This is a genomic window from Variovorax sp. P1_G12 (assembly GCF_056405555.1).
In genome coordinates this window covers 44,823-70,797 of the sequence record NZ_JBFUBW010000017.1, presented here as the reverse complement: position 1 = coordinate 70,797, position 25,975 = coordinate 44,823, and the positions used below count along the sequence as shown (strand labels likewise).

28 protein-coding genes are annotated in these 25,975 nt (G+C 68.5%); 20 read left to right on the top strand and 8 right to left on the bottom strand.

From position 1 onward, the window contains the following. Positions 1 to 2 precede the first annotated feature (2 nt). On the bottom strand, positions 3 to 464 hold the full coding sequence (locus AC1D2O_RS20200) for a hypothetical protein (protein ID WP_478087497.1): 462 nt from the start codon (positions 462 to 464) through the stop codon (positions 3 to 5). Positions 465 to 827: 363 nt separating this feature from the next. Between AC1D2O_RS20200 and AC1D2O_RS20195 the strand changes: the two genes are divergently transcribed. The 6 genes from AC1D2O_RS20195 to AC1D2O_RS20170 all read left to right on the top strand — a co-directional run bounded on the left by AC1D2O_RS20195 (position 828) and on the right by AC1D2O_RS20170 (position 5,499). Beyond that, the gene (locus AC1D2O_RS20195) at positions 828 to 1,556 is read left to right on the top strand and encodes a Crp/Fnr family transcriptional regulator (protein WP_478087496.1); all 729 of its coding nucleotides are present in this window, start codon (positions 828 to 830) and stop codon (positions 1,554 to 1,556) included. Positions 1,557 to 1,760: 204 nt separating this feature from the next. Next, positions 1,761 to 2,039, top strand: coding sequence for a hypothetical protein (locus AC1D2O_RS20190; protein WP_478087495.1), 279 nt, complete (start codon positions 1,761 to 1,763; stop codon positions 2,037 to 2,039). A gap of 22 nt (positions 2,040 to 2,061) precedes the next feature. Next, complete coding sequence (locus tag AC1D2O_RS20185; protein ID WP_478087493.1) at positions 2,062 to 2,295, top strand: hypothetical protein; 234 nt, start codon at positions 2,062 to 2,064, stop codon at positions 2,293 to 2,295. A gap of 209 nt (positions 2,296 to 2,504) precedes the next feature. Continuing rightward, positions 2,505 to 2,714: a hypothetical protein gene (locus AC1D2O_RS20180; protein ID WP_478087491.1), complete on the top strand. Its 210-nt coding sequence runs from the start codon at positions 2,505 to 2,507 to the stop codon at positions 2,712 to 2,714. Positions 2,715 to 2,746: 32 nt separating this feature from the next. Further along, positions 2,747 to 5,086 (top strand): phosphocholine-specific phospholipase C, encoded by a 2,340-nt coding sequence (locus tag AC1D2O_RS20175; protein WP_478087489.1) that lies wholly within the window; start codon positions 2,747 to 2,749, stop codon positions 5,084 to 5,086. A gap of 125 nt (positions 5,087 to 5,211) precedes the next feature. Then, complete coding sequence (locus AC1D2O_RS20170; protein WP_478087487.1) at positions 5,212 to 5,499, top strand: hypothetical protein; 288 nt, start codon at positions 5,212 to 5,214, stop codon at positions 5,497 to 5,499. 18 nt (positions 5,500 to 5,517) lie between these two features. Here AC1D2O_RS20170 and AC1D2O_RS20165 read toward each other — a convergent pair whose 3' ends face one another. Continuing rightward, positions 5,518 to 6,348 (bottom strand): hypothetical protein, encoded by an 831-nt coding sequence (locus AC1D2O_RS20165; protein ID WP_478087486.1) that lies wholly within the window; start codon positions 6,346 to 6,348, stop codon positions 5,518 to 5,520. Positions 6,349 to 6,506: 158 nt separating this feature from the next. Next, the gene (locus AC1D2O_RS20160; protein ID WP_478087484.1) at positions 6,507 to 7,271 is read right to left on the bottom strand and encodes a bestrophin-like domain; all 765 of its coding nucleotides are present in this window, start codon (positions 7,269 to 7,271) and stop codon (positions 6,507 to 6,509) included. 77 nt (positions 7,272 to 7,348) lie between these two features. Between AC1D2O_RS20160 and AC1D2O_RS20155 the strand changes: the two genes are divergently transcribed. Beyond that, complete coding sequence (locus tag AC1D2O_RS20155; protein ID WP_478087482.1) at positions 7,349 to 7,933, top strand: putative pterin-binding protein; 585 nt, start codon at positions 7,349 to 7,351, stop codon at positions 7,931 to 7,933. A gap of 35 nt (positions 7,934 to 7,968) precedes the next feature. Here AC1D2O_RS20155 and AC1D2O_RS20150 read toward each other — a convergent pair whose 3' ends face one another. Further along, the gene (locus tag AC1D2O_RS20150) at positions 7,969 to 10,170 is read right to left on the bottom strand and encodes an Ig-like domain-containing protein (RefSeq protein WP_478087481.1); all 2,202 of its coding nucleotides are present in this window, start codon (positions 10,168 to 10,170) and stop codon (positions 7,969 to 7,971) included. A 273-nt stretch (positions 10,171 to 10,443) separates the two neighbouring features. Here AC1D2O_RS20150 and AC1D2O_RS20145 point away from each other — a divergent pair, with 273 nt between their 5' ends. The 10 genes from AC1D2O_RS20145 (at position 10,444) to AC1D2O_RS20100 (ending at position 20,017) form a co-directional block, all read left to right on the top strand. Continuing rightward, positions 10,444 to 11,553 (top strand): AraC family transcriptional regulator, encoded by a 1,110-nt coding sequence (locus AC1D2O_RS20145; protein WP_478157792.1) that lies wholly within the window; start codon positions 10,444 to 10,446, stop codon positions 11,551 to 11,553. Further along, positions 11,477 to 12,406: an aldo/keto reductase gene (locus AC1D2O_RS20140; protein ID WP_478087511.1), complete on the top strand. Its 930-nt coding sequence runs from the start codon at positions 11,477 to 11,479 to the stop codon at positions 12,404 to 12,406. The genes AC1D2O_RS20145 and AC1D2O_RS20140 overlap by 77 nt, the downstream gene beginning before the upstream one ends. Before the next feature lie 54 nt (positions 12,407 to 12,460). Continuing rightward, complete coding sequence (locus AC1D2O_RS20135; protein WP_478087479.1) at positions 12,461 to 13,252, top strand: hydroxyacylglutathione hydrolase; 792 nt, start codon at positions 12,461 to 12,463, stop codon at positions 13,250 to 13,252. 175 nt (positions 13,253 to 13,427) lie between these two features. Then, positions 13,428 to 14,075 carry a dihydrofolate reductase family protein gene (locus AC1D2O_RS20130; RefSeq protein WP_478087477.1) on the top strand — a complete coding sequence of 216 codons (648 nt, stop codon included), beginning with the start codon at positions 13,428 to 13,430 and terminating at the stop codon, positions 14,073 to 14,075. 135 nt (positions 14,076 to 14,210) lie between these two features. After that, on the top strand, positions 14,211 to 14,366 hold the full coding sequence (locus AC1D2O_RS20125; protein ID WP_478157791.1) for a hypothetical protein: 156 nt from the start codon (positions 14,211 to 14,213) through the stop codon (positions 14,364 to 14,366). 151 nt (positions 14,367 to 14,517) lie between these two features. Beyond that, positions 14,518 to 16,527 (top strand): bifunctional metallophosphatase/5'-nucleotidase, encoded by a 2,010-nt coding sequence (locus tag AC1D2O_RS20120; RefSeq protein ID WP_478157790.1) that lies wholly within the window; start codon positions 14,518 to 14,520, stop codon positions 16,525 to 16,527. A 17-nt stretch (positions 16,528 to 16,544) separates the two neighbouring features. Then, positions 16,545 to 17,759, top strand: coding sequence for a tetratricopeptide repeat protein (locus tag AC1D2O_RS20115; protein ID WP_478091172.1), 1,215 nt, complete (start codon positions 16,545 to 16,547; stop codon positions 17,757 to 17,759). 78 nt (positions 17,760 to 17,837) lie between these two features. Beyond that, positions 17,838 to 19,082 (top strand): glycerophosphodiester phosphodiesterase, encoded by a 1,245-nt coding sequence (locus AC1D2O_RS20110; RefSeq protein ID WP_478157789.1) that lies wholly within the window; start codon positions 17,838 to 17,840, stop codon positions 19,080 to 19,082. Next, positions 19,061 to 19,453, top strand: coding sequence for a hypothetical protein (locus AC1D2O_RS20105; protein ID WP_478091169.1), 393 nt, complete (start codon positions 19,061 to 19,063; stop codon positions 19,451 to 19,453). The genes AC1D2O_RS20110 and AC1D2O_RS20105 overlap by 22 nt, the downstream gene beginning before the upstream one ends. 87 nt (positions 19,454 to 19,540) lie before the next feature. Next, positions 19,541 to 20,017 (top strand): glycerate kinase, encoded by a 477-nt coding sequence (locus AC1D2O_RS20100; protein WP_478091168.1) that lies wholly within the window; start codon positions 19,541 to 19,543, stop codon positions 20,015 to 20,017. A gap of 16 nt (positions 20,018 to 20,033) precedes the next feature. Here AC1D2O_RS20100 and AC1D2O_RS20095 read toward each other — a convergent pair whose 3' ends face one another. Beyond that, positions 20,034 to 21,029: a recombination-associated protein RdgC gene (locus AC1D2O_RS20095; RefSeq protein ID WP_478091166.1), complete on the bottom strand. Its 996-nt coding sequence runs from the start codon at positions 21,027 to 21,029 to the stop codon at positions 20,034 to 20,036. A gap of 115 nt (positions 21,030 to 21,144) precedes the next feature. On the opposite strand from AC1D2O_RS20095, the gene AC1D2O_RS20090 reads away from it, so the two are divergent. From AC1D2O_RS20090 to AC1D2O_RS20080, 3 genes are all read left to right on the top strand, one after another. Continuing rightward, a complete protein-coding gene (locus AC1D2O_RS20090; RefSeq protein WP_478091165.1) occupies positions 21,145 to 22,083 on the top strand; it encodes a branched-chain amino acid transaminase in 939 nt (312 codons plus the stop codon). Between the two features lie 5 nt (positions 22,084 to 22,088). After that, positions 22,089 to 22,301 (top strand): zinc-finger domain-containing protein, encoded by a 213-nt coding sequence (locus AC1D2O_RS20085; RefSeq protein WP_442285544.1) that lies wholly within the window; start codon positions 22,089 to 22,091, stop codon positions 22,299 to 22,301. Between the two features lie 70 nt (positions 22,302 to 22,371). After that, positions 22,372 to 22,755, top strand: a complete 384-nt coding sequence (locus AC1D2O_RS20080) for a hypothetical protein (protein ID WP_478091164.1) — start codon at positions 22,372 to 22,374, stop codon at positions 22,753 to 22,755. 26 nt (positions 22,756 to 22,781) lie between these two features. Here AC1D2O_RS20080 and AC1D2O_RS20075 read toward each other — a convergent pair whose 3' ends face one another. From AC1D2O_RS20075 to AC1D2O_RS20065, 3 genes are all read right to left on the bottom strand, one after another. After that, positions 22,782 to 23,183, bottom strand: a complete 402-nt coding sequence (locus tag AC1D2O_RS20075) for a cupin domain-containing protein (protein ID WP_478091162.1) — start codon at positions 23,181 to 23,183, stop codon at positions 22,782 to 22,784. Positions 23,184 to 23,227: 44 nt separating this feature from the next. Further along, the gene (locus AC1D2O_RS20070; protein WP_478157788.1) at positions 23,228 to 24,481 is read right to left on the bottom strand and encodes an O-antigen ligase family protein; all 1,254 of its coding nucleotides are present in this window, start codon (positions 24,479 to 24,481) and stop codon (positions 23,228 to 23,230) included. A gap of 235 nt (positions 24,482 to 24,716) precedes the next feature. Continuing rightward, positions 24,717 to 25,904 (bottom strand): HAMP domain-containing sensor histidine kinase, encoded by a 1,188-nt coding sequence (locus tag AC1D2O_RS20065; RefSeq protein WP_478087065.1) that lies wholly within the window; start codon positions 25,902 to 25,904, stop codon positions 24,717 to 24,719. Between the last annotated feature and the right edge of the window lie 71 nt (positions 25,905 to 25,975).

Below are 25,975 nucleotides of genomic sequence, written 5' to 3'. Positions count from 1 at the left end.
AGTCAGTCCAGGTAGTCGAGAAACAGCGGCGTCACTTCCTGGAGAAAAGAAATCTCCGTCGCGGCGATGCTTCGGGGTTCCAGGTCGAAATGAATGAACGTGCCATAGGGCGTCCCGCACTCGCGCGTCAGCAGCCGCCCGTAGTACGACTCGACGAGACCGACATAGGGGCGGTAGCTCATCAGGGCCTCGTCCTTGGAGACGTGGTCGGTCACGAATTCGCCCTGTTCCATCGCGTGCTTGCAAAAGCTCTTGTCCAGAGGAACCGCTTTCAACCAGGTGCGGTATTCGGAATTGCGGTCGAAGACGTGCTCCGCGCGCATCGCGTCGCCGCTCAACTTGTAGATGGCCGTGTATCTGTAGTCCGTCCTGTCATTGAGCAGCGCCAACGCAGGGCGAATCCCATGGGTGGCAAGGACGCTGCGAACCGCTGCGGTCTGCGCGGAATATTCAAGCTCGGGCATAGGGGATCACGGGTTGGGCGAACTGGGAAAGTCTTGGCGGGGGCGCGTCGGCACGGATTCTATTGACGCCCCCCAAAGCCCGGGATGCAGGGGACAAATGACCTCGGCCGGCCCCGGAAATGTCGGGTTCGTTCGACAAGCCTGCATCTCGCGCCGGCGCCGCCGCCCGGCGCTCACGGCGAGGAATCGGGTGCCAAGGCAGATGTGCAGAGGGGCGTGGCGGCCTAGGGGGAACTGCCTCTTGACTCTCGCGCCGCAGGCGTTCTATGTTACCTACCGTACGGACGCCGGTTTCTGAAACTCGCGCCTGTCGCGAGGCTGTTTTCAGGTGTTCTCCGGTGGTCGAAGCGCGGGAGTCTTGCCATGGTGACCGCCACGGATGCGCGATTGAACGACTTGCTCGCAGCGCTGCCCGACGCCGAATTGGCGCGCTGGTTGCCATTGATCGAATTCATCGACTTGCCGCTCGGCCACGTGCTTTACGAGCCCGGGGCGACGCTCAGCCATGTGTACTTTCCGACCAGCGCCATCATCTCCCTGTTGTACGTGCTGGAGAATGGCGCCTCCGCGGAGCTCGCCGTCGTGGGGAAGGATGGCATCGTCGGGATTTCGCTCTTCATGGGGGGCGGCTCCACGCCGAGCCGCGCCGTCGTCCAGAGTGCCGGCAAGGGCTTCCGGCTCGGCGCCAAGGCGCTGCAGGACGAGTTCAATCGGGGCGGCCCCGTGCTGCACCTGCTGCTGCGCTATACGCAGGCGCTCATCACGCAGATGTCGCAGACGGCCGTTTGCAATCGCCACCATTCCCTCGACCAGCAGCTGTGCCGCTGGCTGCTGCTGAGCCTCGATCGTCGGCCGGGTGACGTTCTGGCGATGACCCAGGAACTGATCTCCAACATGCTTGGGGTTCGTCGCGAAGGGGTGACCGGAGCCGCGGTTCAGCTGCAGGCCGCGGGACTGATTCGCTACGCGCGTGGCCGCATCACGGTGCTCGACCGGCCTGGCCTGGAGAAGCGATCCTGCGAATGCTACGAGGTGGTCAGGAAGGAATACGACCGACTGCTTCCTCGCAGCACGCGTCGTGCCGCGGGGTGATGCGGGCGCGTCGAAGGCGAGGCGAGGGACCCCGCCTCGCGCCCGCGCGCCAGGCTGCTAAGTGCGGTATCGAACAGACCGATGGTCCTTGGGCGTTTATGGTCGGGTGCCTCGACCGTGCGCGTGGAAGCCAGCAGTCTCCAGGCGCAGGTGTCGCAGGTCGTGGGGTGACGGCTGCCGAGCCTTTCAGGGAGGAACTGCGAGATGCCATCCAAGATGGATTTCGAGCGCTCGTCGGGCGAGGCGCAGTGGCTCGACAGCGAGTGGTTCGATGCGTCGCGAACCGGGAACGCCCCGGAGTTGCCGGCTACCCATCCCGAGCAGACGCCCGCGCAGGCCAAGGCACTGCGGCGAGAGAAATTCCTCGTCGGAGCCTGCCTGCTGGTCGCATTGGCGGGCTCGGTGCTGGCCTTGGTCGCGTGCACGGGCGAGCCTTTCGAGCAGGACATGGAGCGCATCTTCATGCGGACCACAACCCCTTGAGGCAGTGCCGCAGGAGCCACGCGTGACCCGCTTGTCCGATGAACAACTGGCGCGGATCCAGAGCTTTCTGTCACGGATCGAAGCCGAATTGCGGGCCGAAGTGCAAGCACTCAAGGACGCGAAGATCCTGTCGCCCGGAACGCGCTGCCGCGTCATCGATGGCGAAGTCGACGACGCCGAAATGTGCTTTTCTCTCGGACCTCGGAGTGCCTCGCCTGCTCGGGAGCTGTCGCGCGACGGCCGCTGGCCGTCCTGACGCCAGCTTTGCGCACCCCTAGGTCGGCGCACCGGGCTCACCCTGCCGACCGCTCGTACGGCAGCCCATGCACGCGCGCCTCGCGCGCGATGTCATCGTCGCTTCATCGCGACGTCACGGCGACTGCCTAGTCTTGGAATGCCTCGACGCGCCGGCGACACCGCCGTTCGTCGAGCACCCTCGATTCCAAGAAACGGAGTGTTGCCCCCATGTATCCCTGGTCCATCCTGCGCGCGCCGGTCGCGCTGTCGATCCTGGCCTGCGCCTTGGCCGCCTGTGGTGGCGGCGAAGGCGGCGGCCTTGGTGGAGCCAACGCTGCCACCGGCACCGCCGGTGCCGGCACGGCCAGCAAGGCCACCCAGCCCGCCCCGGCCGCGTCCGACGCGAGCGGCGAGCCCAGCGTGAGCTACGCCCCCTGACGCCTGTTCCAATCCTCGAAACCGACCCTGCCATGACCACACGTCGCAAGTTTCTCCAGAGCTCCACCGGCACCGGCATCGCCGCCGCCACGCTGGCCGCCTTTCCCCCCAGCATCCGCCGCGCGCTGGCCATCCCCGCCCACCACGACACCGGCACCATCAAGGACGTCAAGCATGTGGTGCTGCTGATGCAGGAGAACCGCTCCTTCGACAGCTATTTCGGCACCTTCAAGGGCGTGCGCGGCTATGGCGACCGTTTCACCGTCCCCGCGCCCAACGGCAAGAACATCTTCCATCAGACCTACACCAAGACGACGCCGCCCAGCACCTACGTGCCTTACCGCCTCGACGAGAGCAAGGGCAACGCGCAACGCGCCGGCAGCACGCCCCACAGCTGGTCCGATTCGCAGGCGGCGTGGGATCACGGCCGCATGTTCAAGTGGCCGGACGCCAAGAACCTGCTGTCGATGGGCTACTACGACACCGCGGAAGTTCCGTTCCAGCGCGCGCTGGCCGACGCCTTCACGCTGTGCGACCACTACCACTGCGGCATGCACACGGGCACCATCGCGAACCGCCTGTTCTACTGGAGCGGCACCAACGGCCCGAACGGCATCAGCCCGGTCGACGGCAGCAGGGTCGAGGTGGCGGGCCTGAACAACCAGTTCAACGGCGGCAACGACATCGGCCCGGCCACCCAGGGCTGGACCTGGACCACCTATGCCGACCGGCTGGAGAAGGGCGGCGTGAAGTGGAAGGTCTACCAGAGCCTGATCGACAACTTCGGCTGCAACGAGATGATGGGCTTCCGCCATTGGCGCGCTGCCATCGAGCAGATGCCGGTGGCCCGCCGTCCGGTCTATGTCGCGGCCACGGACATCACGCAGCCGGTCACTGCCGCCGGCCCGCTCTATGACCCGGTCATCGACGACGCGCTCAGCCCGCTGGCCAAGGGTTTCGGCAACACCATGCCGCAAGGCTTCCTGGAAACATTCCGCGAAGACATCAAGAACGGCAAGCTGCCCGCGGTGTCGTGGATCATTTCTCCGTCCGCATACAGCGAGCACCCCGGACCGTCGAGTCCGGCCAAGGGCGGCTGGTACGTGCAGGAAGTGCTGGACGCGCTGACCTCCAACCCGGAGGTCTGGAGCAAGACGGTGCTGCTGATCAACTTCGACGAGAACGACGGCTTCTTCGACCACCTGCCGTCGCCGGCGGTGCCGTCGCGCAATGCCGACGGGACGCTGGCCGGCGGCTGCACGCTGGCCGACGCCGACGTGGCCGTCGAATATCACAACTACGCGCCGGCGACCTCGAACCAGCCCGCGATCGACGGCCGGCCCTACGGCCCCGGCCCGCGCGTGCCGATGTGGGTGGTCTCGCCCTGGAGCCGCGGCGGCTGGGTCAACTCGCAGGTCTGCGACCACACCTCGACGCTGCTGTTCCTCGAAAAGTGCTTCGGCGTGGCCGAGCCGCAGATCAGCAAGTACCGCCGCGCCGTCTGTGGCGACCTCACCAGCGCCTTCAACTTCGAGCGCCCGAACAACGAGCCGCTGCCCACCCTGGCCGGACGCACGACCAAGGGCGAGGCCGATGCGCTGACCGCCGCCCAGCAGGCGCTGCCGAAGATCATCCCGACGGCCGACCTCCCGCTGCCGGCGCAGGCCACCGGCGTGCGTCCCTCGCGCGCGCTGCCCTACGAGCTCCACACCAGCGCGCGCACGGACTCGGTCAACGGCCGCGTGCAGCTGCTGTTCGCCAACAGCGGCCAGGCCGCCGCCGTGTTCCACGTCTACGACAAGCTGAACCTGGCGGACCGCCTGCCGCGCCGTTACGTGGTCGAGCCCGGCAAGCAGCTCGACGGCCACTGGGCCGCCATGGCCGACAACGCCGGCCTGTACGACCTGTGGGTGCTCGGGCCGAACGGCTTCCACCGCCAGTTCAAGGGCGACCTGAACCGGTTGCGTGCGGGGGGTGTGGCGCTGCCCGAAATCCGCGTGGGCTACGAGAAGCGCCGCGGCGACCTCTACCTTCAGTTGCGCAACGACGGCCGGCGCGACTGCCGCTTCACCGTCCAGTCCAACAAGGTTTACGCGCGCCCCGATGCCCATGGGGCCGGTGACCAAGAGGATCGCGACGACCACGAGGGCCAGGAGGGCCGCGGTATGGATCGCAACGGCGCGTCGGGCATTCGGGTCAAGGGGGGCGACCAGAAGAGCATGCGCTGGAGCCTGGACGCCAGCGGCCAGTGGTACGACTTCGTGGTGACCTGCGATGCCGATCCCGCCTTCTACCGGCGCTTCGCCGGCCGGATCGAGACCGGCCGGCACTCGGTGAGCGATCCGGCGATGGGGTTGGCGGACCGCTTCTGAACGAGGGCGTCCGCCGCGCCCTGGTCGTCCGGACAGCCTACCTCTTTGGCCCAAGGCGCAAGCGCAACCGGCACGATTGAAGTACAAAGCATGTTCTTCAATGGCTTCCCATGAAGGAGGGTCGGATGTTCAGCATCTTTCAGCCCAGCCGAAACGGCCACCTGCGGCGTGTCATGACATTGCTCGAGGAAGCGCAGATGGCGCGCATCGAGCATCAGGCCGCCGCCGAGCACCATGGCGCTCTGGCCCGCATGTACGCGGAGCGCGCGAAGAGGCTCGAGCGCGAGGTCTACGGCTCGGCATCCCTGCCTTCGGGAGACAGCGGGGGCCATCAGAAGTCGGCGGATGACAAGCACGTCGTCTATGCCATGGACGCCAACCGTCGCCTCGACGGCCAGGCGAAGGCGTCGTAGGCGCCTGAAAGTCGCGAGTCAACGCGGGGGCGGCGGCTCCGCAGCCCTCGACGAGGGCGCTCGCACCGGAGCGCGCGAGAAGTCGTACCGCGGCCCCGGCCCGGGGGCGATGGGCGGTCCCAGATCGGCGACGGGCGGCGCGGCCGAGTGCGTGCTGCCGTACTGCGGCCCGGGTCCGGGCGCGATAGGGGGGCCCAGGTCGGGCCCGGCCCGTGCGGCCGCGCGTTCTTCCGCCGTGGTCGAGGGCTCGACCCATGGTCGGCGTGCAGAGGATGGCCGGGCCGCCGGTCGGGCCGTGGCCCGGACCTTGGCTTCAGGACCCGGCGTCGGCGAAGCCTGGGTCTCGGCGGGCTTCGCCGGTGCCTCCGTGGAGGGCCTTTCCGCGACGGCGGCCGGGGCCGCTGGGGCTGCTGGGGCCGCCGGGGTCGGAGGTGCCTGATCCGGCGAGTCCGCCGGCGTCGATTCGGCGGGCGGCTCCGGAGCTGCCGAGGGGATCGGCGACTTGCTCGGCGCCGGCGCCAGCATGGCCAGGAGCCGCGTGTGCAGCGGCGGCACCCCCGGCTTGCGCGTGACCTCCATCCACCACAGCGTGAAGCCGAGAATCATCGCCAGGCCGACGCAGCCGGCCCGCAGCCAGAAGGAGGCCGCTTCGGCCGGCAGGGCAACGATGGCAGCGCCTCCAGGCTGGTGGCCGTCGTCGGCGCGCGGAGCGCCACCGGAGGACGGGCGGAACGCCATCACCGGGTCGACCCGGGAAAGCCCGGACCCGGGCAACGGGTGAGCGCAGCCCGTGCAGTACTTGGACTTGGCGCGGTTCGATTTTCCGCAGACTTCGCAAACAACCGACATGGTCGCAACTCCCTGGGACAGACGCAGGCATCACTTTGCACCGCTGCCGCGCGCTGTATGTCAGCAGTGTCCTACTTCGCGGCCTCCATCGGATCGGACCGCGATCCACTTCCTTGCCGCGGCCACCGGCTCCGGCCCGGCCGGTGTCGGCATCGCCGCTATCGGCTGATCGCCTCCAGGGCCAGGCGAATCGGGGCATTGGAGATGTGCATCAGGCCGCTGAAGGGTTGATTCATGTCCAGGACGAGGAAGATCGCGCCCGCGACCGAGAGCGAGCCGATGAAGAGTGCCACCAGGACAGTCCCGTTGCTGCGGGTGAGAAAGCCGAACCCCACGAAGAGGACGACCAGCCAGAACACCAGCACCACGAGGAACGGCCAGGAAATGGAGCCGCCGGCCTGTTCGTACAGGAGTTGGCGCGCGTCTCCGATGTCGGTGAGGAGCTGCAAGGCGCGGCTCTTCGCGAAGCGCTGGCTGTCCGTCGTCGGCTGCAGGTTGACCACATGCTCGATCAGTTCCTCGTCCGATTCGCGCGTCACGCGCAGGGTGCTGGAGGCCAGCTTCGCGCCACCCCTGTCCGGCCACGCTTGTTCGAGTCTGGCCGCAACAAGATGGCGGAAGGTCTTGCGTGCTTGCCCCGCGTCCGGGCCATAGCTGGCGAACACGCGATCGAGCTGCACGATGTGAACACCGAGCGCCTGCACCTCGGACTCCTGCGTGGCATACGCGGTATGGGCCGAGGCGATGAGCAGGCTCATGACCAGCGCGGAGATGGTCGCGATCAGGCCCAGCACCAGCTTGATGACGTCGTTGGAGTCGGCTTCCTTGTGGTGCAAGGGCAGCTTGCGGTGGAGCGCGATGCCTGCGAGCGCACCGCAGAAGGTGCAGCCAAATACGATCAGGCCGACGAGGATGGGGCTCATGGGGTTCGGTCTCCTGGGCTGGTCAGCGGGAAAGACGGCGGTGGACGGATGCAAGCGTAGCGCTCCACAATCGCGCGATGAACAAACGACGCTTTCTCGGGACCGCGACCCTCGCCGGACTGGTGCCCGCGACTCGCGCATGGGCGGCCGACCCGCCGCGCCAGGGTCCCGGTCTCCTGACCGTCAGCGGAGCGGTAGGCAAGACCAACCGTGGCCCCGTCGATCCGGCGCTCGACCAGTTGCTGGTCAAGCATGGCGTCAAGTTCGACAAGGCGTACGTGCTCGATGCCGAGGCCTTGCGCCGCCTGCCGGTGGTTCGAATCAAGGCGACGCTCGAGTACGACGCCAAGATGCATTCGCTCGCGGGTCCCTTGCTGACCCGCGTGCTCGAGTCGGCGGGCGTGGCGCCGGCCGGCGAAGTGATGCTCGGACTTCGCGCGGTGGACGGCTATGTCGTGCCGCTGCGCATGGCCGATGCGCGCAGCTACCGCATGATCGTGGCCACCGAGATGGACGGGGCGCCGCTCGCGCTGGGCGGCTTGGGCCCGCAGTGGGCCGTCTACGAGGCCGACACGCTCGCCGCGTTCAAGGACAAGCCGCTCAAGGAACGCTTCGCCCTGTGCCCCTGGGGGCTGTACAGCATCGAGGTCACGCGCGGCTGAGCGCCGGCGAGTCGATGCGCCGCGGCCCGACCGGATCAGGGCAGGAAGTTGAGCGTTTCGGGCAACGGCAAGCCGGCCGGCATCTCGAACAGCGGGCCGGCACCGTCGGGGTCGATGACCTGCGCGCCGTCCGTCGCGAAGAACACCGCGATCTGCGCCTGGGCCGCGACAGCCAGCGGCGCGGCCGCCGGGTTGCCGATGTTGGTGAGGAAGGTGTGCGGGTTCTTGGGAATGGCCCCGCCGGTCGCGGCAAAGGCCAGGTCGTTGCGGAAGTACATGGCGCGGTCCGCCAGCTGTCCCGCGCGAAGGATCGCGGTGGTCGTCGGATTCGGAACCGTGGTGTCGCCCTTGGCGAACTGCACGATCACCGGCTTGGCCCCGTTGCCGCGCAGGGGTTGCCGGCGGATGTACGGGGCATAGGACACCGGATTGCCCGACTGCTGTACCCACGTGTTGTGTTCGAGCACCTGCTGGATCGCGCTGGCGCCTGCGACGTCGTTCACCAGTGGCGGAACATCGCGCAGCGGGATGTTCTCGTTGAAGTTCAGATTGAAAGGCGGCGGCACGTTCGGCGTCGGCGGCAGGTTGAGCAGTTGCGGCTGGCGCGTTGCCAACGCGATCGCGGTCAGCACCCGGAACCCGCCCAGGCGCGCGACCTCGGGGATCGAGCCGCCCGGCACGTTGGGAACACCGGCCCTGACGGCACCTTCCACGCCGAGGAAGATCGTGCCGTAGATGCCGCCGAAGGATTGCCCGGCGTAGTAGATGCGGCTCTTGTCGATGTCGACCGAGCCGTCGCCGTCGACATCGATGCCGACCTGGATCTGCCGCACCAGCTGCATCAGGTCGATCACGGTCTGGCGCAGGCCGTCGCGGCTGGACACGATCGTCGACGACCCGACCGCACTGACCCCTTCGGTGGAGTCGATCGCGCCGTTGCCGTCCTGGTCGAAGCCGCGGCCGCCCGACGGCACGACGACCGGAGCGCCGGCCTGCGGGGTCACGTTGAGCGTGCCCAGGGCGCCGCCACCGTGGCCGACGACGCTGATCGCCATCGTTGCGATCCCTCTGGACGCGAACATCGATGCGACGGTCCAGGGTGCGCCGTACATGCTGTCGGTGAAGCCATGGCCGAAGATCGCCACCGGCCAACCACCCGGCGGCCGGGCACCGCTCGGCAGGAACATCTCGACCACCAGCTCGTTGCTCGACTGAGGCACCGGAAATCCGGTCAAGGTGCCGGTGGCGGGGATGACTCTGGCCGTGTTCAGGTAATCGGGCGAGCTGAACTTGCCGAAGGCCACACGCCCGACCGCGCCCGGGACCACGCCCAGCGCCGTCGTCGGGACGGGCGATGGAGTGAACGCCGGGGCCGTCCCGGTCTGCTGCACCCACTGGATTCCAGCCAGGCCGGCGACCGGAAACACGGCACGCGCCGTGCCGTCGTTGCCGATCATGAAATTCACGGGCGCCGGATTGGAGCGCCTGATCTGATCCCGGATCTTCAGCAGGTCGGCGCTGATGCTCTGCGTGGTGAACAGGCTCAGCGCGACCGCGCGGTGCCGGCCCTGCGGGATCGAGCGGTCCGCGTTCTGCAGCGCCCCGCGATAGTCCATCGTGTCGCGGTCTTGCGCCTCGCCGCGGTCGGTCGGCTGGCGAAGCCGAGCGAATGCCCCGCCATCGAGGGGGTCCCCGGCCTTGTCGCGAATGCCGTTGGTGACCACCAGCACGTAGCGCGAGTGCTCCTGCAGCAGTTCTTCCGATTCGACCACCAGCGTCTTGCCGGCGACGTCCCAGGCCACCTGGTTGATGCCGACCTTCTGGCCGAAGCCGGCGCCCGAGAGCGTGTCGCCCAGGTTCACCAGGTACAGCGTCTCGCTGGTGACGGTCTTCAGGTCGATCTCACCGGTGAACGGCACGCTGATGCGCGGCTGCGTATTGAAGCCGTCGAGCGTGTTGAGGACGTCGATGTCGGCGCAATCGGACACCATCACGGCGCAGTTCGGCTTGGGCAGCTTCACGCGCTTGAACGTGTTCTGCGTCCAGTCCGGCTGGGTGAAGCGGTCGCTCGGAAACGGGCTCGTCGTCGGACTGGAGAAATCGAGCTTCACGCTGACCCCGGCGGCCAATGCGAAGACCGGCGCCGCGATCAAGACGGCCAGCGCCACGTGGCGAACCACGAACCGGCCATGGGTGGAGAAGGCGCGTTTCGAATCCGCCTTGAGTCGAGCTTGCATTGGATGTCTCCTCGCCGAACTTGTTGTTGGAGTGGCTGGGACGAGTCGGCTGCGACAGACCCGCCGACGGCTTTATAGCCGCTTGCCGGTCGCGCGACCAGCTAGGGATAGTCCGGCCAGTGGCGGCGGACGGGGTCCGCCTTCATCGGCGGCGCTACCTGCGGCGTCGGCAGATTGGGCAGCCTTGCAGGATTCTTGGCGATGTTTGCACGATCCTCCGGCAGAGGCCCAGGCGTCGAGACAAGCGGCGGCGAGATGCCTAAGCTACGGCACATGCTGACCTCCACCCATCAGGCACTGCGAGACGATCGATCTGCCAATCAACTGCAGGCCACGGTCATGCGGGCCGAGCTGGCCGCCCTGATCGACCGGCACACCGGTACCGACGGCGCCCATGCGACGGCGATACCGCGCCTCATCCTGGCCCGCGCCTCGCACACGCAGCATCCGGTCCACTCGGTCTACGAGCCGGCCTTCTGCGTGCTGGCGCAGGGCAGCAAGCGCGTCCTGCTCGGTGGCGAGGTCTACGTCTACGACAGCAGCCACTACCTGGTGGTCGCACAGAACCTGCCCGTGGCGGGCCAGGTGATCGACGCATCGCCGGAGGCGCCGTACCTTGGCCTGCGGCTGGATTTCGACGTCAAGGACATTGCCGCGCTGGCGCTGGAGCTCAAGCTGCGCGAAGTGCTTCCGGTGCGAGCCTCGCAACGCGGGATGTTCACGGGCGAGATCTCCTCCACGCTGCTGGACCCGCTGCTGCGCCTGGTCAAGTTGCTGGCCTCGCCCGAGGACGTGCCCGCCCTGGCGCCGCTGATCACCCGCGAGATCCTGTACCGCCTGCTCAGGTCGCCCGATGGCTGGCGGCTGGCACAGATGGCCGTGGTCGACAGCCACAGCCAGCGGATCACGCAGGCCATCGGTCTGCTCTCGCGCCGGTTTCAGGAGCCACTGCGGGTCGAGGATCCTGATCGGCGAACACGTGGACGCCGCGACCGCCGGACACCGCGTCGGCTACGACAGCCAGTCGCAGTTCAACCGCGAATACAGCCGCTTCTTCGGCTCGCCACCCGCACGCGACGTCAAGCGTCTGCGCGAACTTCAGCTGGGCCGAGCAAGCGGCTGACGAGTCGGGGGCACCCGCGCCCCCGCCGAACCCGCAAATCGATCCGTACGCATGCCAGTGGCGCCGCGCAGCGGCAAGCCACGGGGGACCTTCGTCCCTTCGACCTCACCAATGAGTGGACCCATGAAAAAACGCAAGCTTGGCAACAGCGGTCTCGAAGTCTCGGCCCTTGGCTTCGGCTGCATGGGCATGAGCTTCGGCTATGGCCCGACGTCCCTGAGCCGCGAGGAGCAGATCGACGTCATCCGCGCCGCCCATGATTTCGGCGTGACCTTTTTCGACACGGCCGAAGCCTATGGCCCGTACGTCAACGAAGAACTGGTGGGCGAGGCGATCGCCCCGTTCCGCGCCGGCGTCGTCGTCGCGACCAAGTTCGGCTTCGACATCCGGGACGACCGGATCGTCGGACTGAACAGCCGCCCCGAACAGATCCGCAAGGTCGCCGAAGCCTCGCTGAAGCGGCTGAAGGTCGAGGCCATCGACCTGTTCTACCAGCACCGGGTCGATCCCGAGGTGCCGATCGAGGAGGTCGCCGGCGCGGTCAAGGATCTCGTGGCACGGGGCCTGGTGAAGCACTTCGGCCTGTCCGAGGCCAGCGCCGCGACCCTCCGGCGTGCCCACGCCGTGCAACCCGTCAGCGTGCTGCAGTCCGAATACTCGCTGTGGACGCGCGATCCCGAGCACGGCCTGCTGCAGACGGTGGAAGAACTGGGCATCGGCTTCGTGCCCTGGAGTCCGCTGGGCCAGGGCTACCTGACGGGCAAGGTCAGCGACGACGCCACGTTCGGCGACGCCGACCTGCGCAGCACCTTTCCGCGCTTCGCGCCCGAGGAGCTCAAGGCCAACCGGGCCTTGCTGGCGCTGGTCGCGAAGGTGGCCGAGCGCCAGCGCGCGACCCTGGCGCAGACCGCCCTGGCCTGGCTGCTGGCGAAGAAGCCGTGGATCGTGCCGATCCCGGGCACGCGCAGCTTCGGCCGGCTGGACGAGAACCTCGGTGCCGCGGACCTTCGACTGACCGCCGACGATGTGCGCGAACTCGACGCCGCGCTGGCGAACGCGCCGGTGCGCCAGCCGCGCCTGTCCGAGGCGCACATGGGCTTCATCGACCGCTGAAAGCGCCGACGGTATGCTTCCCACTCGCACACCCTGTGACACCTGGAGCATCCCATGATCGTCGAGCGCATCTGGACCGGCAACGCCTACCGCAACTACAACTACCTGATCGTTTGCCCCGAGAGCGGCGAGGCCCTCGCCATCGATCCCCTGGACCACCAGAAATGCCTGGCCGCCGCCAAGGAGAAGGGCTGGGAGATCACGCAGATCCTCAATACGCACGAGCATCACGACCACACCGGCGGCAATGAGGCGGTGGTCGCGGCGACCGGGGCCAAGGTGATTGCGCACCACCAGTCGGGCTCTCGCATCGCGGGCGTGGATCGCGGCGTCAAGGCCGGCGACGTGATCAAGGTCGGCAAGACCGTCGAGCTCGAATGCCTGGACACGCCCGGCCATACGATGTGCCACATCTGCCTGCGATCCCACACCGAGCAGCCGGCGCTGTTCTCCGGCGACACGCTGTTCAACGCCGGCGCGGGCAACTGCCACAACGGCGGCAATCCCGAGGACCTGTACACCACCTTCGTCGACCAGCTCGCGAAGCTGCCCGACGACACGCGCGTCTACCCGGGCCACGACTACATCGAGAACAATCTGCGCTTCACCCTCGCGCGCGAGCCCGACAACGCGGCGGCCAAGGCGCTGTTGCCCGCCATGACGGGGCATGACCCGGCCAGGGCCCGCGTCACGACGCTGCGCGAGGAGAAGCAGATCAACACCTTCTTGCGCCTGTCCAGCCCGAGCGTCATCGCGGCGCTTCGCGAGGTCTTTCCCGACCTGCCGGAGAAGCCGGACCCGAAGACCGTGTTCGTCAAGCTTCGCGAGCTGCGCAACAAGTGGTGAGCCTGGCGTAGCGGGACGACGGGGTCCAGCTCGAAGAGCTTCCGTGCCGGCGTGATGCGCGCGTTCGGCATGCGATAGGGCGGCAGCGCCGGCGATGACCCTGGGGTCTTCGGCCCTGTGGACAATGGGCGCTGGCCCATGCCCGGGCCGGCTTGATCAGGCAAGGAGCCACTCCATGTCCCAACTCCGCGTTCAGAGCTTCGCCATCTCCCTCGACGGCTACGGCGCCGGGCCGAGCCAGGATCTGCAGAATCCGCTCGGCATCCGGGGCCCCGAGTTGATGGAGTGGTTCTTCCACACCCGCCTGTGGCGCCGGATGCACGGCCATGACGATGGAGAGACGGGCGTCGACAACGGCATCGCCGAGCAGGGCTTTGCCGGCATCGGCGCCTGGATCCTCGGGCGCAACATGTTCGGCCCGGTCCGGGGGCCGTGGCCGGACGAGAGCTGGAAAGGCTGGTGGGGCAACGAGCCGCCGTATCACACCCCCGTGTTCGTGCTCACGCACCATCCGCGGCCGCCGTTCGCGATGGCCGGAGGCACGGTGTTCCGCTTCGTCACCGAAGGCATTCACGCGGCCCTGGAGCAGGCGAGGGCCGCGGCGGGCGGCCTCGACGTTCGCCTGGGCGGCGGCGTGGCCACGGTTCGGCAGTATCTCAATGCGGGACTGATCGACGAGCTGCATCTGGCCGTGCAGCCTGTGCTGCTCGGCTCGGGCGAGCCGCTCTTCCAGGGCCTCGACCTGCCGGCGCTGGGCTATGAATGCGCGGAGTCCGTCGCCGGCGAACGCGCGACGCACGTGTTCTTGCGCAAGGGGACGTGACGCGTCCGGCGGTGCTCAGGTTCGCGCTTCGATCAAGCCGTCGTCGTCGCAAGGCTTTCGAAAACCGTCATCGCCGCGCCATGTTGCCCGGATAGCCTTCGGCGCGCGCAACGCTCCTGCGCGCGAACCGATCGTATGAAAACCTTGCCCATCGTCAGAATCCTCACCACCACGGCGGTCGCCTGGCTGCTCGCGGACAGCGTCCATGCGCAGTCGCCCGCCGGCAGAAGCCGCGCGCAAGCTGAAGTCATCACCGCGGTCCCCGCGCGCGCCGAGGCCAAGGGACACTGATCGGCGCGGCGGCCAGCCGCCGCATGGCAGCGCGTCACAGTCCCGTCACCGGTCGCATCGATAGTCGCGCCGTGGATCCGAATCCCCTCGTGGGATCGGCATCCCCGCCGCATCGCCGTCTCGTGATTTCAATGGACCAGGAGCCTCTTCCATGATGATCCGCCGCTTCGTGCTGACTTGCGCCATGACCGCCGTTGCCTCGGGCATCGGCTTGGCCAGCATCGACGTTCACGCCCGTTCAGACGAACCACCCCAGGGGGTCGCCTCGAACGATCGAGACCGGGACCGGGCCGATGACCGCCACGGCGGTCCGCTCGAGCCGATCAAGGTCAAGATCATCGGCTTCAACGACTTCCACGGCACCCTGCAGTCGCCCGGTACCTTCGGCGTCAATACCGTGGTCCCGGCGGCGCAGCGACCGGCCGTCGGAGGCGCCGAATACATGGCTGCCTACGTGGCTCGCCTGAAGGCGCAGAACGTCCACAACGTGGTCGTCGGCGCCGGCGACTTCATCGGTGCCTCGCCGCTGATCTCCGCGTTGTTCTTCGACGAGCCTGCGGTCGAGACACTGAACAAGATCGGGGTCGAGTTCAATGCCGTGGGAAACCACGAGTTCGACAAGGGCTCGGCGGAACTGAAGCGCCTGCAGGACGGCGGCTGCAAGCTCAGCAACGGGGTTCCCGATCCGAACAGCTGCAAGGGCCTCGGCTCCAATGCACCGGGCACCTTCGACGGTGCGAGGTTCAAGTGGCTGTCGGCGAATGTGTTCGAGACCGCGACCGGCCGCACCGTGCTGCCGCCCTACGGCATCAAGACCTTCCACGGCGCGAAGGTGGCTTTCATCGGCATGACGCTGAAGGGCACGCCCGCCATCGTCACGCCGACTGGCGTCGCGGGCCTGGAGTTCCGCGACGAGGCGGACACGGTCAACGCGCTGATTCCGCGCCTGCGCGCGCAGGGGGTCGATGCCATCGTCGTGCTCGTCCACCAGGGCGGTTTCCAGACCAGCCCGAACGTCGGCGACATCAACGGCTGCGACGGCAACCTGAAGAACGTCGACGGCAGCGACTCCGAGATCGCCAACATCGTCAAGCGGCTCGACAACCGCGTCGACCTGGTGATCAGCGGCCACACGCACTCGGCCTACAACTGCTCGGCCAGCACGGTCGACGTCAAGAACGTCAACGGCGTGGCGGTCAGCGCACCGCGTCCGACGGGCTTGCCCAACAGCGAGGGCCGCCTGGTCCCCGTCACCAGCGCCAGCGCCTTCGGCCGTGTGCTGAGCGACATCGACCTGACCCTGCATCCGCGTTCGCACAAGGTGCTTGCGGTGTCGGCGACCAACCGGCTGGTCGATCGCACGGACGTCGCGATCAACGACGCCATCCGCACCGACCCCAGCGTCAAGAACATCGTGGACGGTTACAGCGCGCTGGTGTCGCCGCTGGCCAACCAGGTCATCGGCACGATCGCCGCGCCGCTGCCCAACAGCGCGAACAGCGCCGGCGAAATGCCGGCCGGCAGCCTGATCGCCGACGCCCAATTGCAGGCCACGCAGCCCGCTGCGCTCGGCGGCGCGGTGATGGCTTTCATGAACGCGGGCGGGGTGCGCAGCCCGGGCTTCGCGATCGCCGGTAGCAGCTACCCGTACCACGTGACTTACGGCAATGCCTTCACGGTGCAGCCGTTCGGCAACAGCCTGGTCACGATGACGCTGACCGCGCAGCAGCTGAAGAACCTGCTGGAGCAGCAGTTCGTCGGCTGCCAGGGCCAGACTGCGCAGCGCATCATGCAGGTGTCGAACGGCCTGAAGTATTCATGGAGCGCCTCCGCCGCGCCGTGCTCGAAGATCGTCAACGTGGTGCTCACGCCGACCGATGTCACCGTGACGCCGCCGGTGCCGACCGGCGCGTCCGAGACGATCGTCGCCAACGGCGTGGTGCAGAACGCGGCCAGGACCTACCGGGTCACCGTCAACAACTTCATGGCCAGCGGCGGAGACGGCTTCACGGTGCTGCTGGGCGGCACCGGCGTGCTGGGCGGCGCGCAGGACGTCGATGCGCTCACGGCCTATTTCAACGCCGGCTACAAATCGCCGAAGCCGGCCTACGACCCGACGCTGCCGGCCCTCGCGATCCCGCGCATCACGGCCTTGCCCTGACGGTTCGAGGATTGGACTTGAGCCATCGGGCCGCATGCTTCGCAGTCGCCATCGGGCTCGGGCTCTGCGGCGCGCAGGTCGATGCACAGCCGGCAACGGCCGGCGCGTTGCCGCGCTCTGCCGCATCGATCACGGACATGCGGGTGCGCGACCCGGCGCTGATGGAGGCGCGCTCGGCACTGCTGGGCAGTGCCGAGGCGGCCCTCGCGCGTGGAGACACCGTGGCGGCCACCGACGTGCTGGACCGCGCCGCGATGATGCTGCACGCACCCGACACCGAGATGGGACTGGTGCGGGCTTACATGCAGGCCGGCCAGTACCGGCGTGCACTCGCGTTTTGCGCCCACACCTCGGGGGCGCACCTCGAATCGGCAGCGGCCGGCGCGCTGTACGCGTGGCTGCTGCGGGTCGGCGGCCAGGACGCGTTCGCGCAGCGGGTGCTGGACGGCACCCTCCAGAGATCGCCGCAGGACCCGGTGCCATTGGAGGTCCGCCGCGCCTTCGCGGCGCCCTTGCCGGTGGCGGCGGGGCCCTTGCTGCAGACGCCGCACCGGATGGCGCCGCAGGCCGTGATGGAGCGAGGGCAGGCGGCGATGCCGGACGCCGCGCGCGTGATCGCAAGCGCTGTCCTGATCGGCGATGGAACGCTGGCCCTGGTGCCGAACGCCGCCGTGCGGCTGGCGCCCGCCAGCACGCTGTGGGTGCGCAATGGCCTGGGCCGGACCACCCGGGCACGGGTGGACGCCGGCCTGCCCGCGCTGGAGGCGCTCGGCGTCGCGGTGCTGCGCCTCGACGCCGCATTGGACGCGACGGCATCGCAGGCCGTCGCGCCGCGCGATCCCTTCGCCGGAAGCCCCGGCTTTGCCCTGCAATATGCCGAGTCGGGCGCCGCCGTGCCCGCCTGGCCGTGGCTCAGCCAGGGCTTCTTCGGCTCGTTCCAGGGCAGCACCGGACTCCGGCGCCTGGGCATCCCGGTCGCCGACGGGCCGCAGGGCGGGCCGGTGCTCGATGCCCAGGGACGCCTTGCGGGCATGGCTTTGCCGGGGCCGGACCGCGAGGTCCTGATGCTGCCCGCCGCGCGCTGGCAAGTGCTCTCCGAGACCGCCGCCGCACCCGCGCCGCCGAGTGAGCCGGGCGCCGCGGCATCGGCGCGGCCATCGGGTGCGTTGCCGGCCGACGAGGCCTATGAACGCGGACTGCGCCTCGCGCTCCAGGTCCTCGCCGTTCCCTGATCGCCGCCGCCCATGGTTCATCCGGTTGTCACGCAGGACGCCTACCGTGCCGAGGCACACACCCACAGGAGATCTCCCTTGACCCACCCAAAGAAGTTCTGCGCCGCCCTGCTCGGCATGGGCATGCTGTTCGCATCCGTGGCGCCTGCCGTGGCGCAACAAGAGCAGGCACGACGTCGGGCCGACAACGCGCCGCTGGTGATCGGCCACCGAGGGGGCGCCAGCGGCTATCTGCCCGAGCACACCCTGGAAGCCTATGCACTGGGCATCGCCCTGGGGGCGGACTACATCGAGCCCGATCTGGTCGCCACCAAGGATGGGCAGCTGATCGCGCGGCACGAGCCCAACCTGATCGACACCACCAATGTCAAGAGCCTGCCGCAGTTCGCCGATCGGCGGCGCACCGTCATGCTGGACGGGGTCGCGACCGACGGCTTCTTCGCCAGCGACTTCACGCTGGCGGAGATCAAGCAGCTGCGCGCGGTCCAGTCCTTTCCCGAACGCGACCAGGCCTTCAATGGCAAGTTCCAGATCCCGACGTTCGCCGAGGTGATCGAACTCGCCAAGCGCAAGTCGCGCGAAGAAGGGCGCCGCGTCGGCATCTATCCGGAGACCAAGCATCCGACCTACCACCAGGGCATCGGCCTGCCGCTGGAAGACCGGCTGCTGGCCGTGCTCGGCGCGGCCGGTTGGAACCACCGCAACGCGCCGGTCTTCATCCAGTCCTTCGAGACCGCCAATCTCCGGTACCTGCGCAGCAAGACCAGCGTGCGGCTGATCCAGCTGGTCGATGCCAACGACGTCAAGCCCGACGGCTCGCTCGACTTCAGCAAGCCCTACGACAAGCCGTACGACTGGGTGGTGTCGAACCGCGACGGCCTGTTCAAGGACCTGCTGACGCCGCGAGGCCTGCAGGAGGTGAAGGGCTATGCCGACGGCATCGGGCCGTGGAAGCCCTACCTGATCCCGAGCGCCTGCAAGTCGGTGCAGGGCGGGGCCTGCGTCGACGTGACGGGCGACGGCGTGGTCGACGAGCGCGACCGCGTCCTGCTGCCGCCCACCGATGTGATCGCCAATGCGCACCGTCTGGGGCTGCTGGTGCATCCGTACACCTTTCGCAGCGAGCAGAAGCGGCTGACCGGCAGCTTCGGCGGCAACCCGGTCAACGAATACCTCGCGTTCTACGAGGCCGGCGTCGACGGGGTGTTCAGCGATTTCGCCGACACCGCGGTCGCCGCGCGTGCGATGTTCCTGCTCAAGCACGATCCCGACTACGCCGGCTGCCTGGTCAATTCGCGCAAATGCGAACGCAGCAACGATTGAGCTGGCGCCGCCGTCCCTCCGGCATCCGGATGCGCAGGCTTCGGCTCGCGAGTGTCGTCCTGGCCGCCGCGGCGTTCGGGCCATGGGCCCATGGCGAAGGCGGTTTGCCCGGCTCGCCCGGCGCGGTCGTGTCGAACGCCGCCGCGGCGGAGCCGTCAGGGGATGAGGCGTCGAGCCACGCGGCCGCCGGGGAGGCGGCGCGGGGCGGCGCGGTCTTCAGCCCGTTTGCCGAGGCGGCGCCAGCGGCGCCGCCACCGTCGGCGCGGATGGCCCGCGATGACGAATCGCGGGCGCCGGGCTTTGGCCTGACGCTGGTGGCGGGCCTTGCCGGCATCGCCGCGATCGGCTGGCTCGTTCTTCGCGCCTTGTAGGGCTCGCTGTTGCGTCGATGGCGCAGAGCCCCGGCGGCGGCGGCGCGGCGTAAATCAGGGCGATCCCGCCCGCGCGACAATCGCCCCATGAATTTCAGCAAAATCCTCGTCCCCGTCGGCGGCCTCATCCTGCTCGGCGTGGCCTATCGCAGCTACGGCTGGGCCGGCGTGGCACTGGTCGGCGGCGCCATCGTCATGTTCCTGCTGATGCACTTCAACCGCACGATGCAGGTGCTCAAGCGCGCCGCCGACCGGCCGATCGGCACGGTCGCGAGCGCGGTGATGCTCAACGCCAAGCTCAAGCCCAAGGTGACCCTGCTGCACGTGATCGCGATGACGCGCGCGCTCGGCGAGCAGCGCTCGCCCAAGAACGAGCAGCCCGAGCTGTTCCGCTGGACCGATGCCGGCGGCTCCTGGGTCGATGCCACCTTCGTGGGCGGCAAGCTCACCGAATGGACGCTGGTGCGGCCCCCGGTGGCCGAGGACGACGCGTCGCCGGCCGATGCGCCCAGCGCCGACGCCGTCAAGCCCGGCGCCGCCGACGCGCTGCGCCCGCCGGTCTAGGGCCGGCCAGCCCGGATCAGAACGGCGCCGAGTCGTCGTCGACCAGCGCGGCCTCGGCATCGGCCTTGGGCGCTGCCGAAGCAGCAGGTGCCGCAACCGCCGCCGCCGTGCCCAGGCGCATCTCGCCGCCCAGCGCTTCGAGCAGCTCGGGCACCAGCTGCCCCAGCTCGCCGGTCGCGATCGCCGCGTCGGCATCGAAGTTGTCTTCCTTGCCCGAGGCCGGCGCGTCGTCGAGCGTGCCTTCGAGGAACACGATCTTGCGCAGCTGCAGGCCTTCGGTCAGCTCGAAGGAGACGCGGTCGTCCCAGGTCATGGCGAGGCGGGTCGGGCGCTTGCCGTCGGCAATGTGCTGGCGCACCTCGTCGATGTCCAGCGGGTGCTTGGCGTAGCGCACCACGGCCTTCGATTCGTCGGTGGCCTTGAGCTCGCATTCGCGGTCGATCGTGAAACCGGCGGGCGGCTCCTGGCTCGACAGCCACTCCGACATCGCGACCGCAGGCTCGACCTGCGAGTTGACCAGCGCCACCGCGAAGCCGTCGAGCGACTTCACGAGGCTGGTGACCACTTCGTCGGCACGCGCCGCGTTGCTGGCGTTGACCACCAGCCGGTGCGCCTTGGGGTCGATCCATACCGCGACCCGGGCGTGCCGCGTGAAGGCCAACGGGAGCAGCTCGTGGGTGACGTCTTCCTTGAGCTCCTTTTTTTCCTTCTTGCCGGGCTTGCGGCCGGTGGTGGCCTCGATCTGCGCGGCGCGCTCCTCGACCTTGCGGCGCACCACCGAGGCCGGAAGCGTCTTGCTTTCGATCATGAATTCGAGCAGCCACTGGCCGGCGACCGATTCGGCGAGCGGGCCGTGGTCTTCGCCGCGGGGCTCGACCCAGCCGGCGGACCTTTCCTGCGACGGGCTGCAGGGGGCGAAGCGCTGCGTGCCGAGGCCCAGTTCGACCTGGTCCAGCGACTGCGACCACGTGGTTTCGATGCGGTAAACGATGACGTTCTTGAAGACGGACACGGAATCCCTTTTCTGGCTGTTTGGCAAAACCGACCATTGTCGGTGCCGCGCCTGCGGTCGTCGCCGGTAAAATCGAAAGCTTTTGCGACATACCCCCCGGTTGAAGGACAAAGACATGAGCGCGCTGCCCCCCGCACTGGACGACCGTGACGGCAAGATCTGGATGGACGGTGAACTCGTGGACTGGCGCGAAGCCAAGATCCACGTGCTGAGCCACACGCTGCACTACGGCTGCGGCGTCTTCGAGGGCGTGCGCGCCTACGACACGGTCGACGGCACCGCCATCTTCCGGCTGGCCGAGCACACCGAGCGGCTGTTCAACAGCGCCAAGATCCTGCGCATGAAGATCCCGTTCACGCAGGAACAGGTCAACGAGGCCCAGAAACAGGTGGTGCGCGAGAACAAGCTCGACAGCTGCTACCTGCGCCCGCTGGTCTGGATCGGCTCCGAGAAGCTCGGTGTCAGCCCCAAGGGCAACAGGATCCACGCGATGGTCGCGGCCTGGGCCTGGGGCGCCTACCTCGGCGAAGAAGGCATGAAGCGCGGCATCCGCGTCAAGACCTCGAGCTACACGCGCCATCACGTCAACATCACGATGACGCAGGCCAAGGCGGTCAGCAACTACAGCAACTCGATCCTGGCCAACATGGAAGCGCTCGACGACGGCTACGACGAGGCGCTGCTGCTCGACGCCAGCGGCTTCGTCTCCGAAGGCGCCGGCGAGAACATCTTCGTGGTCAAGGGCGGCGTGGTCTACACGCCCGACCTCTCGGCCGGCGCGCTCAACGGCATCACGCGCAACACCATCCTGCACATCTGCAAGGATCTCGGCATCGAGGTGGTGCAAAAGCGCATCACGCGCGACGAGGTCTACATCGCCGACGAAGCCTTCTTCACCGGCACCGCGGCCGAAGTCACGCCGATCCGCGAACTCGACCGCGTCGAGATCGGCATCGGGTCGCGCGGCCCGGTCACCGAGAAGATCCAGAACGCCTTCTTCGACATCGTGAACGGCCGCAATCCCAAGTACGCCCACTGGCTCACCAAGGTCTGAAGACGATGTCCACCGCCAAGAGCACCATCGAACTCCTCGCCAAGGACCTGAACGACCAGGGCGGCGTGTTCTGCCCCAATCCCAAGGCCGACATGCAGCTCTGGAGCGCGCACCCGAAGGTCTACCTCGACGTGGCCCGCACCGGCGAGGCCAAGTGCCCGTATTGCGGCACGGTGTACCGCCTCAAGGCGGGCGAGGCTGCGGGGCACCACCACTGAGCTGGCCCGGGCGTCTCGCGCGCAGCGCGTGAAGGCGCGCCGTGGCGGCACGGCGCCGGGAGCGAAACCAATGTTTGGCTTGTTCAAGTCAAAGCAGCCGACGCCTCCGGCGCGCGGCTTGTTCCTCATCAACGTCAAGGTCGGGCGAGGCTCGAACGGCAAGTTGCCGTCGACGCTCGCCGGCGCCTATGTCTCGGCCTACGCGACGGCTGCGGACCAGGAGGCCGCCATGCGGCTCGCGGTGGCGAAGCTGAGGTCCCAGGGCTTTGAATTCCTGGCCACCCAGGGGCCGGTCACGCGGCTCGACCCGGGCGAGTGGTCCCGCCACGTCGCCCAGTCCTGGCCCGAGTTCATCGACGAGCTTCCCAAGCAGCACGAAGTCGCCGCGGGCCTCGAGGGCGAGATGGTGTTCTTCGGCCCGTTCGTGGGCTATGAGCGGGGCCTCGAGGGCTGAGCTCGGGCCGGCGTCGCGGCTCGGCTCTATGCGTCGTTGACCGTCTCGTGTTCGGCGGGCATGAGGATCTCGAGGAGCTCGCAGTCGTCCGACCAGCCGACGACCGTGTGGCGGATGCCGGGCGGCTGGACCCAGCACGATCCGGCGACCAGCCGCTGCGGTCCGACGCCCTCGAAGTCCGTCTCGAACCAGCCCTTCAGGCAGTAGACCAGCTGGAATTGCACATCGTGGTGATGTCGCACGCTGAGTTCGGTGCGGAACGGCGCCACCATGCGGATCACATGGGCATCAGCCAACCCGTTCGTTGCAGCCGCGACACCCAGGTCGCGGTAGGACGAGTAGGCTCGCAAGCCACCGGTCTTGAAATCGGCCTCGTGGTGGTGGCTGATCACGAAGCGCTGCGGTGCCGCATGAGACGGGTGGTCCATCCGATTCTCCGAAATGTTCGTCAGACCGTAATCTGATCGCCAAATCAGAGCGGCGCAAGTGCAGCGGCCGGTGCCACCCCATTTCGCCGCGGCGGCACCAGCCCGCGCCACGAATCCCCCGGCTCCTGCGCCAGCCGCAGGTAGACCATCGCCACCCACAGCAGCGCCAGCCCGATCTGCGCATCACGCAGGGCCGAGTTCACGCTGGTGGCGATCAGCATGACCAGCGTCGCGACGAAGGCCAGGCGCCCGGCGAGGTCGTCGCGCCGCCAGGCCACCCAGACCGCCACGAGGCAGATGACCAGCAGGCTCAGGGCGCCCGGCACACCGCTCTGCGCGCCCATCCAGAGGAAGTCGTTGTGGGGCATGTTCTTGTAGTCCAGCAGCTTCGGCCCGCGCAGGTGCCACTGCTCGGTCCAGCCGCCGATGCCCCAGCCCGTGAGCGGCCGGTCGATGATCATGCGGGCGGTGTCGCGGTACATGTAGTAGCGCACCACCCAGCTGGCCTCGGAGATCTCGCCGGCCTGCGCGGCCTCGATCTCCTGGATGCCGACCGCGAACTTCTGCTGCACCACCGGCGAGTTCCACAGCCCGCCGATGGCGACCACGCCGCCGACCATCAGCACCAGCGCCAGCACCTTGAGCTGCCGCCGCCACTGGTGCACGCAGGCGGCCGGGATCACCAGCAGCAGCGCCAGCAGCGAGGTGCGCGAAGGCAGCGTGAAGGTGATGATCGCGATCACGGCCGGGACCAGCGCGAAGGCCGCCACGGCTCGCCAGGGCCGATGCTCGGCGAGCGACTTGAGTCCGTACACCGCGGCGGAGGCGCCCATGATCGTGAACAGCAGCGCATTGCTGATCGACTTGTTGCCGATCAGGATCAGCACGCCGCGCCAGGGCTCCCACATCGGGAAGCCGACCGTGTAGTACAGCGCGATCATGACGATGTTCGCGAGCCCCATGAGCCAGAAACCGCGCACGGCCCAGATCGCCTCTTCGCGCGTGAGCGCCAGCGCCATCAGCACGGTGGCCGCGATGCGCAGTCCGTGCACCAGGTTCGAGGCTGTCTCGGGGTAGTGCGGCCCGATCGCCAGAATGACCAGCGTCCAGATCACGTAGGCCATCACCGGCCACCACATCGGGTTGCGGCGCAGCCGCACCGCCCGCTCGCGCCAGCCGCCGGCGGCCGCGAGCGCGACGATCAGCAGCAGCGCTGCCAGGTAGGTGACGCCGACCGGCATGAACACCGTGAGCCCCCAGAACATGGCCGCGGCCCGAACGAATTGCGATCTCAGCATGGTGCCGGATTCTAGAAGGTGGCCGCTGCCCCCCGGAGCCCGGCCGGCGAAGCCAGGCCGTGCTGGTGAAACACCGCGGAACCGGCTCCGCCGGGCCGCTGGTGTTGCCCCCGGAAGGGGGCTGAGGAGCCGCGGCTCCAAGCCTGCCTGCGCAGGCTTGGACGGCTCCGAAGAGCCGCTGCCTCTGGCAGCGACTCGAGGCGGCTACACGAAGTGAGCCAACCTGGGGGCGAGCCTAGTGCGGGAGGGTGATTACAAAACTCGCGCCGCCGCCGGGGCGGTCCTCGCAGCGCACGCTGCCGCCATGGCGCTCGGTGATCGACTTCACCAGCGCCAGGCCAAGCCCGACGCCGCCGTTGCGCTCGCTGGCGCCCGGCAGGCGGTAGAAGGGCTCGAAGATGCGCTCGCGCAGCGCCGCCGGCACGCCCGGGCCGCGGTCGTTGACGCGGATCTCGGCCTGGCCGGCCCGGCTGCCGATCTCCACGCTGGTCTCGCCGGCGCCGTAGCGGCCCGCGTTCTCGAGCAGGTTGCGGATCGCGCGGCGCAGCAGGCGCGGCACGCCCCGCACCGTGAGGGCGTCGCTGTCGGTGCCTTCCCTGACTTCGAGGTCGGCGTCGACGCGCGCGCATTCCTCGGCCGCGAGGCCCGTGAGGTCGACGGTCTCGACGGTGCCCATGTCGGCTTCCTTGGCGTCCAGCCGGCTGGCCAGCAGGATCTCGTCGATCAGCTGGTCGAGCTCGGCGATGTTGCGCGAGATCTCCTGGCGCGCGGCCGGGCCGGGCCGCTCGCCCATCAGCTCGAGCCCCATGCGGATGCGCGTCAACGGCGAGCGCAGCTCGTGCGAGGCATTGGCGAGCAGCGACTTGTGCGAGCGCACCAGTTGTTCGATGCGGGCCGCGGCGGCATTGAAGCCGCTGGAAAGATCGGCCACCTCGTCCTGGCCGTCTTCGGGCACGCGCGCCGACAGGTCGCCTTCTCCCCAGCGCTGCACGCCGCGCTGCAGCGCCTCGAGCCGCTTGGTGAGCCGGCGCACGATCGGGTAGACGCCCAGTGCGACCGCCACGCCCACCAGCGCCACCATCCAGCCGAGGCCGAAAGGCGTGCGCCAGGGCGACATGCCCGGCGGCCCGCCCGGGCCGCGGTCGCGCGGCGCCACCTGCAGCGAGAGCGTCCGGCCGTCGTTCAGCGTGACGTCGAATTCCAGCCCCTGGCCCGGCACGCGCATGGCCTTGCCGCTGCCGATGCGGCGGTCCTGCGAATCGAGCACCACGACCTCGCGCGGCACCGGCGCCAGCCGCTCGCGCTCGCTCTCGGCGGCCTCGCGCACGATCCAGTTGGCCGTGAGGGTCAGGATGAAGACGCCCGCCACCACCGCCAGCCAGACGCGGACGTAGAGATGGCGGCGGTAGAGATTGAGGAGCATGTCAGTCCGCCGCCGGGCCGCCCCAAGGCGGACTGGGCCCCCTCGGGGGGCAGCGAGTACACGAAGTGAGG

Excerpts from the sequence above, each read along its gene's own strand:
- AC1D2O_RS20200 (WP_478087497.1), bottom strand. The coding sequence starts at position 464 with ATGCCCGAGCTTGAATATTCCGCGCAGACCGCAGCGGTTCGCAGCGTC.
- AC1D2O_RS20195 (WP_478087496.1), top strand. The coding sequence starts at position 828 with ATGGTGACCGCCACGGATGCGCGATTGAACGACTTGCTCGCAGCGCTG.
- AC1D2O_RS20190 (WP_478087495.1), top strand. The coding sequence starts at position 1,761 with ATGCCATCCAAGATGGATTTCGAGCGCTCGTCGGGCGAGGCGCAGTGG.
- AC1D2O_RS20180 (WP_478087491.1), top strand. The coding sequence starts at position 2,505 with ATGTATCCCTGGTCCATCCTGCGCGCGCCGGTCGCGCTGTCGATCCTG.
- AC1D2O_RS20175 (WP_478087489.1), top strand. The coding sequence starts at position 2,747 with ATGACCACACGTCGCAAGTTTCTCCAGAGCTCCACCGGCACCGGCATC.
- AC1D2O_RS20170 (WP_478087487.1), top strand. The coding sequence starts at position 5,212 with ATGTTCAGCATCTTTCAGCCCAGCCGAAACGGCCACCTGCGGCGTGTC.
- AC1D2O_RS20165 (WP_478087486.1), bottom strand. The coding sequence starts at position 6,348 with ATGTCGGTTGTTTGCGAAGTCTGCGGAAAATCGAACCGCGCCAAGTCC.
- AC1D2O_RS20160 (WP_478087484.1), bottom strand. The coding sequence starts at position 7,271 with ATGAGCCCCATCCTCGTCGGCCTGATCGTATTTGGCTGCACCTTCTGC.
- AC1D2O_RS20155 (WP_478087482.1), top strand. The coding sequence starts at position 7,349 with ATGAACAAACGACGCTTTCTCGGGACCGCGACCCTCGCCGGACTGGTG.
- AC1D2O_RS20150 (WP_478087481.1), bottom strand. The coding sequence starts at position 10,170 with ATGCAAGCTCGACTCAAGGCGGATTCGAAACGCGCCTTCTCCACCCAT.
- AC1D2O_RS20145 (WP_478157792.1), top strand. The coding sequence starts at position 10,444 with ATGCTGACCTCCACCCATCAGGCACTGCGAGACGATCGATCTGCCAAT.
- AC1D2O_RS20140 (WP_478087511.1), top strand. The coding sequence starts at position 11,477 with ATGGGCATGAGCTTCGGCTATGGCCCGACGTCCCTGAGCCGCGAGGAG.
- AC1D2O_RS20135 (WP_478087479.1), top strand. The coding sequence starts at position 12,461 with ATGATCGTCGAGCGCATCTGGACCGGCAACGCCTACCGCAACTACAAC.
- AC1D2O_RS20130 (WP_478087477.1), top strand. The coding sequence starts at position 13,428 with ATGTCCCAACTCCGCGTTCAGAGCTTCGCCATCTCCCTCGACGGCTAC.
- AC1D2O_RS20125 (WP_478157791.1), top strand. The coding sequence starts at position 14,211 with ATGAAAACCTTGCCCATCGTCAGAATCCTCACCACCACGGCGGTCGCC.
- AC1D2O_RS20120 (WP_478157790.1), top strand. The coding sequence starts at position 14,518 with ATGATGATCCGCCGCTTCGTGCTGACTTGCGCCATGACCGCCGTTGCC.
- AC1D2O_RS20105 (WP_478091169.1), top strand. The coding sequence starts at position 19,061 with ATGCGAACGCAGCAACGATTGAGCTGGCGCCGCCGTCCCTCCGGCATC.
- AC1D2O_RS20100 (WP_478091168.1), top strand. The coding sequence starts at position 19,541 with ATGAATTTCAGCAAAATCCTCGTCCCCGTCGGCGGCCTCATCCTGCTC.
- AC1D2O_RS20090 (WP_478091165.1), top strand. The coding sequence starts at position 21,145 with ATGAGCGCGCTGCCCCCCGCACTGGACGACCGTGACGGCAAGATCTGG.
- AC1D2O_RS20085 (WP_442285544.1), top strand. The coding sequence starts at position 22,089 with ATGTCCACCGCCAAGAGCACCATCGAACTCCTCGCCAAGGACCTGAAC.
- AC1D2O_RS20080 (WP_478091164.1), top strand. The coding sequence starts at position 22,372 with ATGTTTGGCTTGTTCAAGTCAAAGCAGCCGACGCCTCCGGCGCGCGGC.
- AC1D2O_RS20075 (WP_478091162.1), bottom strand. The coding sequence starts at position 23,183 with ATGGACCACCCGTCTCATGCGGCACCGCAGCGCTTCGTGATCAGCCAC.
- AC1D2O_RS20070 (WP_478157788.1), bottom strand. The coding sequence starts at position 24,481 with ATGCTGAGATCGCAATTCGTTCGGGCCGCGGCCATGTTCTGGGGGCTC.
- AC1D2O_RS20065 (WP_478087065.1), bottom strand. The coding sequence starts at position 25,904 with ATGCTCCTCAATCTCTACCGCCGCCATCTCTACGTCCGCGTCTGGCTG.